Here is an 11,101-nt window from a genome sequence, read left to right as displayed (position 1 = left end):
CCCGCGAGGGCGCGCCCGCGCCGGCGGAGTGCCGGGCGGCCCCGCGCCGCATCGCGGTCGTCGGCCCGCAGGCCGGGTCCCCGACCGCCGTGCTCGGCTGCTACTCGTTCCCCGTGCACATCGGGACGCAGCACCCGGACATGCCGTTCGGCATCGAACTGCCCACCCTGCGCGAGGCGCTGGCGGCCGAGTTCCCCGGCAGCGAGATCGTCGCCGCCGAGGGATGCGGCATCGACACGCGGGACACGGACGGGATCGCCGGCGCCGTGGCCGCGGCGCGGGACGCCGACGTCGTGATCGTGGCGCTCGGCGACCGCGCAGGGCTGTTCGGCCGCGGCACGAGCGGCGAGGGGTGCGACGCGCCCGACCTCGCGCTGCCCGGGGTGCAGCAGCGGCTGCTCGACGCCCTGCTGGACTCGGGCACGCCGGTCGTCGCCGCGCTGATCGCCGGACGTCCCTACGCGCTCGGCCGTGCGGTGGACGAGGCGGCCGCGATCGTGCAGACGTTCTTCCCCGGCCAGGAGGGCACCCGCGCGCTGGCGGGGGTGCTGTCCGGGCGCGTCGCGCCGTCGGGCCGGCTGCCGGTGAGCGTCCCGCGCCTGCCGGGTGCCCAGCCGTCCACGTACCTGGCCGCGCCGCTCGCCGCGCGCTCCACCGTGTCGAGCATCGACCCGACGCCCGCGTTCCCCTTCGGCCACGGCCTCACGTACACGGACTTCACGTGGTCGGAACTGAGCGTGTCCACGGCGCGCGCGTCCACCGGGGGCGAGCTCGGCCTGGCGTTCACGATCCGCAACACGGGGGGCCGCCGCGGCACCGAGGTGGTCCAGCTGTACCTGCACGACCCGGTCGCCTCCGTCGTGCGCCCCGTCCAGCGGCTCGTGGGGTGCGTGCGGGTGACGCTGGCGCCGGGCGAGCGGGCCAGGGTAGGGGTGACCGTGCCCGCGGATCTCGCGTCGTTCACCGGCTTGGACGGCCGGCGGATCGTGGAGCCCGGCGCGCTGCGGCTGCGGCTCGGCGCGTCGAGCGGGGACGTGCGGCTGAGCGCGGACGCGGAGCTGTACGGGCCCGTGCGGCAGGTGGACCACACGCGCGCGCTGCACGCACGGTTCACCGTCGGCGCGCCGACGGGCCCCGCCTGACGCGGGGGGGGCGTGCCGGGCGGTACGGGGTAGGGGGCGGTACGGGGTAGGGGGCGGTACGGGCCGGGCGGTACGGGCCGGGCGGCGTGGTGGCGCTGTCGGGCCCGTACCGCCGCCGGTCGCATCCGGACGCGCAACGCGCACGACCCGCACAAGAGTTGTCGGCTTCGCGTAGATCCGGGCAACAGGGCGCGGGAGAGCTACGGCTTCTGGTACGGATGTCCTGGTACGGATGACGTAGTCGTACGGATGACGTAGTCAACGAGTCGGGTCCCCGAGGAGACCGCATGGCCACCAGCCGAGGGGTCGACGTATCCGCCTACCAGGGCGTCCAGGACTGGGCCGCCCGCAAGGCCGAGGGCGTCGTCTTCGCGTTCGCCAAGGCGAGCGAGGGCCAGACCACGCACGACGCCCGCTTCGCCACGCACATCGGCGGCATCAAGAGGGCGGGTCTCGTGCCCGGCGCCTACCACTTCGCCTGGCCCAGCCAGTCGGCGGCGAAGGAGGCGGCCAACTACGTCGCCGCCGTCAAGCCGCACGCGGGCAAGGGGTTCTGCCACTGGCTCGACCTGGAGCGCTACCCCGACGGCCGCAACTACGCGGGCAGGTCGGCCGCCCAGATCAAGGCGTACGCGACGGAGTGGCTCGCCGCCGTGCGCAGGGCCTTCCCCGGGCAGCGGGTGGGCGTCTACACGTCCGGCTCCGACCTCGCCGCCGGTCACGTGCCGGCGGACGTACCGCTGTGGTACCCGGCGTACACCTGGGGCACGACGGCCGTCTCGTACGCGAAAGCGGAGGCGGCGGCGCGGCCGCGGCCGTCCGGGCGCTCGCCCCTGGTCTGGCAGTTCACCAGCACGCCCATCGACCGCTCCCTGTGCTACCTGTCCGCGACCGCCCTGCGCGCCTGGGCCGCGGGCGCCGACGCCCCGGAGGACGACATGCCCCAGTACGTCAATCTCGCCCTGGCCAGGCCTTACACCATCGCCCCAGGTCAGGACTGGGACGCCATCGAGTTCACCAAGGAGTGGACGGACGAGACCGGCGACCACGCGAAGGACGGCAGTGTGTTCGTCCGCGGCAAGGCGCGCTTCACGGGCGAGGTCAGCCTCGTGCTCGAAGGCGCGCCGGCGGGCGCGCAGATCCAGGTGCGCCAGTCGGAGGTGGACGCGAAGGGCGCGTACGTGCTGGACCATCCGATCGCGGAGATCATCGCGACCGAGGGGAACACGTACGCGACGGTGCCGATCACCAACCACCTCCCGGCGGGGCACGGCATGCGCATCCGCGTGAAGGCCTTCCAGCCGACGCCGCTGAAGGTGGCGGCCGCGGTGGTGAAGGCACTGGTCTGGAAGGGCTGACAGAGCGACAGAAACACGCCTCATGACCGTACTGCCTCTCACGGGCACCCCGTTTGCCCTAGATTGACCGTCATGATCCGCGCAGTAGTCCTCGACATCGGCGAGACGCTCGTCCGAGACGACCGGTACTGGGCCTCATGGGCCGACTGGTTGCAGGTCCCACGGCACACCGTCTCCGCACTCGTGGGCGCCGTCGTCGCCCAGGGCAGGGACCACGCGGACGCGCTGCGGCTGATCAGCCCGGGGATCGACGTGGGCGCATCGTACGCGGCCCGGGACGCGGCGGGACGCGGCGAGCACCTCGACGAGAGCGACCTCTACCCGGACGTGCGCCCGGCGCTCGGCGAGTTGCAGGCACGCGGCCTGCGCGTCGTCGTCGCGGGCAACCAGACCGTACGCGCGGGCGAACTGCTGCGCGGCCTCGACCTGCCCGCCGACCTGGTCGCCACGTCCGGTGACTGGGGCGTCGCCAAGCCGGACCCGGAATTCTTCCACCGCGTCCAGCGCGCGGCCGAGGCCGAGGAGGACGAGATCGTCTACGTGGGCGACCATCCGGCGAACGACATCCTCCCCGCACGGGCGGCGGGCCTGCACACGGCCCACCTCAGGCGCGGGCCCTGGGGCCACTTCTGGGCCGACGACCCGACCGTGCTGGACGCGGCGGACTGGTCGGTCGACAGCCTCACCCAGCTGGTCGCGGCGGTCACCGCGGTCGCGGCCTGACGGCCTGACGGCATGACGGCCTGACGGCCTGAGGGCTCAGGCCGCGCTCAGGCCGGGCCCAGGCTGGGCTCAGGCCGCGGCCTCCGCGGCGAGGGCCATCACGTCGTCGCCGCTGAAGCCCGTGACGCGGGCGACCTCCGCCTGGTCTGCGGGGGCAGCGGGGGCAGCTCCCTGCTGGAGTGCGGCGACGGCCTCGGCCCGCAGATCGACCCGGGCGGCTTCGAGGGCGTCGACGGCCTCCTTGTAGCGCTTGGCGGCGAGTTCCAGCTTGGCGGTGTCCATGCGGGCCAGCCTCCCACACCCGCGGCCGTGCCCCGCTGTCTCCCTACGGCCGGGGCTCCAGCTCCCGCTGGTACCAGCTGCCGGGCTTGCCGCCGAGCTCCGAAGGATCGGCCGGGCCGACCCGGACGAACCCGGCCTTGAGCAGCACCCGCTGGGACGCGACGTTGCCGTGCGAGGCGGCCGCCCGCAGTGTGTGCAGCCCGTGGCGCGCCGCAGCCAGCCGGCACAGCTCGCGGACGGCCCCGGTCGCCACCCCGCGACCGGCGACGCGCTGCGCGACCCGGTAGCCGAGCGCGGCCACTCCGTCCTCGAGGTCGTACAGGTTGAACCGGCCGAGCACCGAGCCGTCCTCGTCGAGGAGCACGTGGAAGACGCAGACACCGGCGTCCTGCTCGGCCATCAACGCCTTGAACCGGTCGGCGAACTGCTCGAAGTACGCGTCGCCGCGGTCGGTGATCGAGGCGGCGAAGTAGGCGCGGTTCGCGAGCTCGAAGGCCAGAACCGCGGGCTCGTCGTCGGCTTGAAGTCGTCTCAGCTCGGGCATCGTCCGACCGTACCCGGACGGGGCGCCGCGGCCACCCGAATTTCCGCTCCGGCACTCAGTACTGCCCGCGCCTTCCTCACCGGTGCCGCATCCAGACGTTGGGCTCGCGGTACACGCCCTGGTCGGCGGACCGATCGACGGTGAGCAGGCTCAGGCCGTCCGGGATCACGTAGTCGCCCGACGCGGGAAACGCCATGCCGCTCCACCGCTCCCACTCGGCGACCGTGCCGGTCATCGTCTGCGAGACGGGCGCCGCCGCCAGGATCTCGGCGCCGAGACGCTGATGCGTCCGTATCCACGGGTCGAGGGACATGCCGTCCTCGCGCTTCCACGCCATGAACGTCTCGATGGGAGTCAACGGGTACCGCGCCTTCGTCGTCGGCCGGACCGGCGCGACGACCCGCGCGAGACCGGCCTCCCCGGCGGCCCGGCACAGGGCGGTGATGACCTCGCCCGCGAGCCCGCGTCCCTTGAGCGACGGGGTGACGATCGCGCCGCACACCACCAGGGTGTCGGCCTCCACGCCCTGTTCCCGGCCCTCGACGGCCCGCGCGAGCGACTGCGTGTACCCGCTGGGCAGGGCGTCGGCCGTGCCGTCCCATCGAATGGGCACGCCCCATCCGGACGCCACCGGCACGCCGCTCTCGTCGACCAGCATGAGGTTCAGATCGGCGAAGTACTCCCGCACCCGGCCCAGGTAGTCCTTCACGAGCCGGTCCGCGGTGATGAACTCCGGAAAGCCCTCGCTGAAGAGCTCTTTCATCTGCTCGTCGGGCCAGGTGCGTGCGTCGGTCCGTTCGATCTTCAGTGCCATGGCCTGTTCATAGCACAGCCGTTCGCTACTCCTACCTTGCGGAGATCGCTCCGGGCAGCTCGATTCGGCATGTCCATGACGGATACGTGCCGCCGCCAACACGAGGCGGCCTTCATGCCGCTCGCCCCGCGCCCCGCGCCCCGCACAGCTCGTCATCGACCCGGCGGCGGCCGACCTGGCCATCATGGGTCGACCTCGGGCTCGCGCCTGAGCAGCCCGAGCCGTCACCGCCGGAACCGCCTGCCGCCGATCCGCCACAGAATGGCTCCTGACGAAGCGAAGCCCCCCACCGCGACGCCATACGGCGCGCGGTGGGGCTTGTTCGTGCGTCAGGGGTCAGCCGACCTTCTTCCACTCGGAGCAGCCGGTCGTCTGAAACGCCTTATCGCTGCTGCGGATGGTGACGGTCGTCTGCCCGCTCGGGTTGCCATTCGCGAGAATTTCGCCGAAGTCCCCGGACGTGCCCTTGAGACGAGCCCAGTAGCAGGAGGGGAAGCCCGAGTCCGCCGGCCCGGACGTCTTGTACGTGCCCGCCTTGATGTCGCTACCGACGACGAACGTCCCGTCGCCGGGGATCGTCGCCGCCGCCTTTGGCGCGACCGTCTTCGTTCGCGTCTTCGTCACCGTCTTCGTGGCGGTGGCTGTCACCGTGACCGTCGGCGCCGGCTTCGCCTTGGCCATTGGCGCGTCCGTGACCGTCTCGGTTGCCGTCGTCGTGGCTGTCGGCACCGGAGCGGGCTTCGCGTCCGCAGCCGTCTTCGTCGTCGCGCTGTCGCCGCCGCCGGACGTGCCGATGGCGACACCGACGAAGAACAGGACGGCGGCGCCCGGGATGACGAACCGCTTCAAGGTCCAGCCGGGCCGCCGACCGTAGTCCTTCGGCTGCTGCGGCTCAGGCTGCTGCCCCCACTGCGTCGGCTCGTCGGGCGTCGGCTGCTGCTGATTGTCCCAAGTCATGGAATCCCCCCAAGTCTGTGGAGAGATGACCGTAGCGCCCCGGTCTGACAGTTCATGAGGAGCAGACTCCGGTCGTGGCCAAACCGTGACGGATAGGTGGGGGTGGGGTGATCAACGCGGAGGGCACTAGTCTCTGTTGCTGTTCCTGCTGACGATCAGACCCTTCACCAAACGGTCGGTAGCAGAACCGGCGTTGTCGAGCGGTCCTCGAGCAGCGGCTTGCCCGAAACCGTTCGCCAAAAGCCGCATGGCACTGGTCGGGCTCGTCCGCGTATCCACCGACAAGCAGAACGTCGACCGTCAGCACGGCGCACTCGACCCCATCTGCGTCAAGGTCTTCGAGGAGAAGGTCTCCGGCAAGCTCGCCGTCGCCGAACGCCCCGGGCCGATGACGCTCGCCGAGCTGTTCCAGCGCAACATCGCCGTCAAGGTCGTCAAGGTCATCGGCGTGGGCGAGCACGGAGATAAACCTCCTGCTCGCGCTCGCCCTCCGATGCGTCGGCATCACCAGGTCGCGATCACGCAGCTCCTGCACCGCGCGCCCCGCGGTCCCGAGCGCCACCCGGTACTCGCGCGCCAGATCCCGCTCCCCGGGCAGCCGCGCGCCGACACTCAGCTCGCCGCCCTCGATCCGCTGCTGCACCGCGTCGGCCGGCTGCATGTACACGGGCACAGGGGAGCTGAGCTCGAACGGGCTCTCCTTCACAAGGCGCCCCCTCGGTAAGAGAGGGGGTCACCGCTCTTTGGCCTCCTGACCAGGGAGTTGCCCGTCCCGCCGTAGGAGATATCTGGGGGACGCGCTGCGGTAGCTGGACCGTAGCCAAGGTGTGGTGAGAGTGCGGCCAGAGTGTCAGAAAATGCGAAAGCCCAGGTCCCTTACGCCTGCGACCTGGGCTTTCCTCATGGACCGTGCTGGTCCGGCGGTGGGCGCGGACGGTTTCGAACCGCCGACATCTGCCTTGTAAGGGCAGCGCTCTACCCCTGAGCTACGCGCCCCTCAGTGAGGGAACAGCGTACATGGCCCGCGGGCCCGGGCGGCAAACCCGTGGCGCGGTGGGGGTGGGCGGGGGTTAGCCCTACCCCGTAGACGGTGGGCGGCCGGATCGGATCCGTGCGCGTGCGCTTCTACCGTGGCTGTACCGCACGCCGCCGAACCACAGGCCGAATCCCAGGGGGACCGATCACCGTGACCACCGCACGCGCACGCCGCCGTATCCGCGCCGCACTCGCCGTCTGCGGGGCCGTCGCCGTCGCGGCGACCGTCAGCGGGTGCGGCGACGACGGGGACGGCGGGCCCGTGCAGAAGCACACCTTCGCCTTCTCCGGCACGAAGCTCACCATCAAGGCCGGCGACTCCGGCGTGCGGGTCGCGCCAGGGGACGTCAAGGGCGTCCACGTGGAGCGGCAGGTCCACGGGTGGGTGGTGCTCGGGCACGGGCCCGACGCGACGTGGCGCCTCGACGGGCACACGCTGACCCTCGACGTGAAGTGCTCGGGCTTCGCCGCCGACTGCGGGGCGCGGCAGTCGGTGCTCGTGCCGCGCGGCGTCGCCGTCACGGTGGAGAGCACGAACGGCAAGGTCGAGGCGTCCGGCTTCGCCACTCCCCTGTCCGTGCGCACCGACAACGGGAGCGCGGAGGCGCGCGACAGCTCGGGTCCTGTGACGCTCCGCTCCCGCAACGGTTCCGTCGCCGCGTACGGCATCACCGGCAAGAAGGTGACGGCGAGCTCCGACAACGGGCGCATCCACCTCGGGTTCTCGGCCGTGCCCGACCGTGTCGACGTCACCAGCCGGAACGGGGGCATCCGGGTCGACCTGCCCGCCGGGCACACGGCGTACGCGGTCGACGCCACCGTGCGCAACGGCAGCACGGACATCGGCGTGCCGCGGGACGGCTACAGCACGCACACGGTGGAGGCGCACGCGGACAACGGCGGGATTTCCGTGCACGCTGCCAACTGAACGACCCGTGTGTTCGTCCCTGCCGGGTGGGACAATGTACCGGCAGGGCGAAACCGGCACGGGAGAGGCATGTGACACACGCGCGTCCGCACTCTGGGGACTCCGGAGGCTCTGGAGCGAGGATGAGCGGGGCCGGTGCGGGCCGCGCCGCGCCCGGGCGCCGTGGCGCGCGGCTGCTGGCCGCCGTGCTCGCGCCCGTCCTCCTGCCCGTACCCCTCCTCGTCGCGGCGCTGCCCGCCGCCTTCGCGAGCGGTGGCGGCGGTGGCGGGCGCCGCTGGTTCGGCGGCGGGCGCGGCAGCGAGAACCAGCGCGCCGCCGCGCAGGAAGCGAAGGACGCGGCGGCCGAGGCCTTCTACGAGCTGGACACCGCCCAGCGCGACCTGCGGCTCTCCATCGAGACCATCGGCGCCGTCGACAGCACCCCGCGCGCACGCAAGGCGCTCGACGGCTTCGCCGCGCTCGGCCGCCGCATCGACGAGGCCAGCGGCATCTACATCACGGCGGTCGACGCGCACGACCTCGACCGCCACGATCTCGACGTCGCCACGGCGACCCGCGCCCACAACGAGCTGACGAAGGCGAAGGACGAGCTGGTCCGGGTCAAGGGCGAGCTCGACACATTCGCGCGGGGGCTCGGCCCGCTGCTCGACAGCGCCGAGACGCAGCTCGCGCGCCTCGCGCCCGCCGTCGAGCGGGCCAAGCAGGCGCTGCTCGCGGCGAGCAACGCGCTCGACACGGTGCGTGGCTCCGGTCTGCGGGCCGACGACCTGGCCGCGCGGCTCGCGGCGCTCTCGCCCGAGCTGACGCGACTCAACGAGGGCGCGGGCAGGCACGGCGTCGGCGAGACGCTGCAGCGTGCCGACCGCGTGCTGCGCGAGGCCGAGGCCGTACGGTCGGAGGCCGACCGGCTGCCCGAGCGCGCGAAGGAGATCGATCGCCGCCTGGTGTCGCTGCGCACGCGCGCCCAGGCGCTCGCCAACCGCGCGGGGTCGGTCGAGCCGGTGCTCAGCGAGCTGCGGCGCCGTTTCTCCGCCGCGTGCTGGCAGGACCTGCAGCCGGTGCCCGCGCAGGCCGGCGAGAGCGTGCGGCAGGCCGAGACCAAGCTCAAGGAGGCGGCGAAGGCCCGCGAGGAGCAGCGCTGGCCGGACGCGACGGCCCTGCTGAGCACCGTCCGCGCGCTGCTGAACGACACTGACGAGGCCGTGTCGGCCGCCGGTGACCGCCTCCAGCGGCTGAACGCGGTGCAGAAGGACCCGCAGCAGGAGGTCGACCGCACGCGCTTCGCCGTCCGCGACGCCCAGCGGCTCGCGATGGCGGGCCGCGCCACGCCCGACCCCCGGCACGCCCGCCCGCTGGACGAGGCGGTCGGGCGCGTGGACCGCGCGCTGGCCGGTCTTGAGGGGCGGCACCCCGACTACTGGCACTTCCTGACGGAGATGGAGGCCGTGCGCGCGACGGCGTCGCACGTGGTCGACGAGATCCGCGAGGAACGCGCGGGCAACCGGGCGCCGCGCCGCTGAGCTCCCGGGCGCGGCCGGCGTAGGCGCCGCCCGTGTAGGCACGGCCCACGTAGGCGCGGGTCCACGTGGGCGCGCGGGTCCACGTGGGCGCGGGCTCACGTACGCGCGGCCCACGTACGCGCGGCGCACCGGATACGCTCGTGGCATGCCTCGTTACGAGTACCGCTGCCGCGCCTGTGGCGCCACGTTCGAACTCCGGCGCCCGATGGCCCAGTCAGGCGCCCCCGCGCCCTGCCCCGCCGGGCACGGCGACACCGTCAAGCTGCTGTCGACCGTGTCCGTCGGCGGCTCGGCGCAGGGCGGCGACGCGCCCGCCGCCGGGGGCGGCGGTGGCGGTGGCTGCTGCGGCGGTGCCTGCGGCTGCGGCTGAGCCGTAGCGCGCGGAGGGGAGGGGGGAGAGAGCAGCGTGCCGGCGCGCGTCGGAGCGTGCGGGCGCGGCAGGCGTGCGGGCGCGCGTCAGAGCGTGCCCAGCCGCCGCACCGCCTCCTCCAGCAGCGTCGCGCTCGTCGCGAAGTTGAGCCGCGCCCACCCGGGCGCCCCGTACTCCTCGCCGTCCGCGAGCCGTACCCGCGCCCGCCGCGCCACGTGGGCGGCGGCCGTGGCGCCGTCCGGCAGCAGCGGCCGCAGGTCGAGCCAGGACAGGTATGTGGCGGCGGGCGGTACGTAGCCCGCGCCCGGCCCTCCCACGTCCGGTACGTGCTCCGCGAGGAGGCGCGTCAGCAGGTCGCGGTTGGCGCGCAGGTACGCGCGCAGGCCGGCGAGCCAGGCGTCGCCCTGCGCGAAGGCGGCCTGCCCGGCGAGGACGCCGAGCAGCGAGATCCGGAACGGGAGCAGCTCCGGCAGGCCGCGGAACGCGTCGGCCGCCCGGTCGGTGACCGGCAGCATCAGGGCGCACTTCAGGCCCGGCACGTTGTACGCCTTGGACGCCGACGTCAGCACGACGGACCTGGCGCCGTCGCCCTGCGGCACGGTCGCGTACGGGACGAAGGCACGGTCGTCGAGGACCAGGGGCGCCCAGATCTCGTCCGCGATCACGGCCGCGCCGTGCTCCGCCGCCGCGGCGGCGACCGCCGCGAGTTCCGCGCGGTCGGCGAGGTGCCCCGTCGGGTTGTGCGGGTGGCACAGCAGCATGGCGGTGGCCCCGTCGGTGAACGCACGCCGCAGCCCCTCGACGTCCCTGCGCACGCCGCTCGGGGTGCGCAGCAGGGGGACGGGGACGAGCGTGCGGCCCGTCTCCCGCATGGCCCGGAAGTACGGGCCGTACGCGGGCGTCTCGACGATCACGCGGTCCCCCGGCGCGGTCAGCACGCGCAGCGCCTCCGCCACGCCGACCATGACCTCGGAGACCGGCACGAACGCGTCGGGGTCGGGCCGCCAGCCCCAGTGCCGGTCCGCGAACGCGGCGAAGGCGGCGGGGAGTTCGAGCGCGTCGGGCGGTGCGTAGCCGAAGTCGCCGACGGCGAGCGCGCGGGTGAGCGCTTCCGCGACGGGCGGCGCGGGGTCGAAGTCGGTCTCGGCGACGGACAGCGACAGCACGTCGTCTGGCACGCCGAGCCACTTGGTGTGGTGCCTGCTGCGGAGCACGTCGAGGTCGACGGCGTCGAAGGGTGAGGTGCTGGGTGATGTGCTCGGTGTGCGGGGCATGGGCGACTCCCTTACTGCGTGCCCGAGATGGTTCGTCCGGGCATCGACGCGCAGCGGCGGTTCACCCGCCGGTTTCCGGCAGGGAGATGCGCCGCACACGACACTGCCAAGCGCACAACACCGTAGACACGCCCCGCCGGGTTTCCAAACGATA

The 11,101-nt window shown here is 73.3% G+C and carries 12 protein-coding genes and 1 tRNA gene; 6 read left to right on the top strand and 7 right to left on the bottom strand.

The window, feature by feature from the left end:
• The 3 genes from JFN87_RS12865 to JFN87_RS12855 all read left to right on the top strand — a co-directional run.
• A partial coding sequence (locus JFN87_RS12865) for a glycoside hydrolase family 3 C-terminal domain-containing protein (RefSeq protein WP_209340144.1) occupies positions 1–1,142 on the top strand: 1,142 nt, incomplete at its 5' end.
• 287 nt (positions 1,143–1,429) lie between these two features.
• Positions 1,430–2,500, top strand: a complete 1,071-nt coding sequence (locus JFN87_RS12860) for a glycoside hydrolase family 25 protein (protein ID WP_209340143.1) — start codon at positions 1,430–1,432, stop codon at positions 2,498–2,500.
• Between the two features lie 72 nt (positions 2,501–2,572).
• Positions 2,573–3,223 (top strand): HAD family hydrolase, encoded by a 651-nt coding sequence (locus tag JFN87_RS12855; protein ID WP_030910251.1) that lies wholly within the window; start codon positions 2,573–2,575, stop codon positions 3,221–3,223.
• A 69-nt stretch (positions 3,224–3,292) separates the two neighbouring features.
• Here JFN87_RS12855 and JFN87_RS12850 read toward each other — a convergent pair whose 3' ends face one another.
• From JFN87_RS12850 to JFN87_RS12825, 6 genes are all read right to left on the bottom strand, one after another.
• Complete coding sequence (locus JFN87_RS12850) at positions 3,293–3,505, bottom strand: hypothetical protein (protein ID WP_209340142.1); 213 nt, start codon at positions 3,503–3,505, stop codon at positions 3,293–3,295.
• 43 nt (positions 3,506–3,548) lie between these two features.
• Complete coding sequence (locus JFN87_RS12845) at positions 3,549–4,049, bottom strand: GNAT family N-acetyltransferase (RefSeq protein WP_209340141.1); 501 nt, start codon at positions 4,047–4,049, stop codon at positions 3,549–3,551.
• Between the two features lie 76 nt (positions 4,050–4,125).
• Entirely contained in the window at positions 4,126–4,863 is a 738-nt protein-coding gene (locus JFN87_RS12840) for a hypothetical protein (RefSeq protein ID WP_209340140.1), read from the bottom strand.
• 336 nt (positions 4,864–5,199) lie between these two features.
• A complete protein-coding gene (locus tag JFN87_RS12835) occupies positions 5,200–5,820 on the bottom strand; it encodes an Rv1352/Rv1906c domain-containing protein (RefSeq protein WP_209340139.1) in 621 nt (206 codons plus the stop codon).
• A gap of 52 nt (positions 5,821–5,872) precedes the next feature.
• On the bottom strand, positions 5,873–6,481 hold the full coding sequence (locus JFN87_RS12830; protein WP_209340150.1) for a GntR family transcriptional regulator: 609 nt from the start codon (positions 6,479–6,481) through the stop codon (positions 5,873–5,875).
• A gap of 263 nt (positions 6,482–6,744) precedes the next feature.
• Positions 6,745–6,816: transfer RNA gene (locus JFN87_RS12825), tRNA-Val, on the bottom strand.
• Between the two features lie 190 nt (positions 6,817–7,006).
• On the opposite strand from JFN87_RS12825, the gene JFN87_RS34325 reads away from it, so the two are divergent.
• From JFN87_RS34325 to JFN87_RS12810, 3 genes are all read left to right on the top strand, one after another.
• Positions 7,007–7,783 (top strand): DUF4097 family beta strand repeat-containing protein, encoded by a 777-nt coding sequence (locus JFN87_RS34325; RefSeq protein WP_209340138.1) that lies wholly within the window; start codon positions 7,007–7,009, stop codon positions 7,781–7,783.
• Between the two features lie 122 nt (positions 7,784–7,905).
• On the top strand, positions 7,906–9,303 hold the full coding sequence (locus JFN87_RS12815; protein ID WP_245179366.1) for a hypothetical protein: 1,398 nt from the start codon (positions 7,906–7,908) through the stop codon (positions 9,301–9,303).
• Between the two features lie 145 nt (positions 9,304–9,448).
• On the top strand, positions 9,449–9,673 hold the full coding sequence (locus tag JFN87_RS12810; protein WP_209340137.1) for an FmdB family zinc ribbon protein: 225 nt from the start codon (positions 9,449–9,451) through the stop codon (positions 9,671–9,673).
• A gap of 86 nt (positions 9,674–9,759) precedes the next feature.
• On the opposite strand, the gene JFN87_RS12805 is transcribed toward JFN87_RS12810, so the two are convergent.
• Positions 9,760–10,947 carry a MalY/PatB family protein gene (locus JFN87_RS12805; protein ID WP_209340136.1) on the bottom strand — a complete coding sequence of 396 codons (1,188 nt, stop codon included), beginning with the start codon at positions 10,945–10,947 and terminating at the stop codon, positions 9,760–9,762.
• Positions 10,948–11,101: the final 154 nt, after the last annotated feature.

The organism is Streptomyces montanisoli (assembly GCF_017813245.1).
In the GTDB taxonomy this organism is placed as follows: domain Bacteria; phylum Actinomycetota; class Actinomycetes; order Streptomycetales; family Streptomycetaceae; genus Streptomyces; species Streptomyces montanisoli.
The sequence above is the reverse complement of the archived record's forward strand: the minus strand, read 5'-3'. Positions and strand labels throughout refer to the sequence as shown.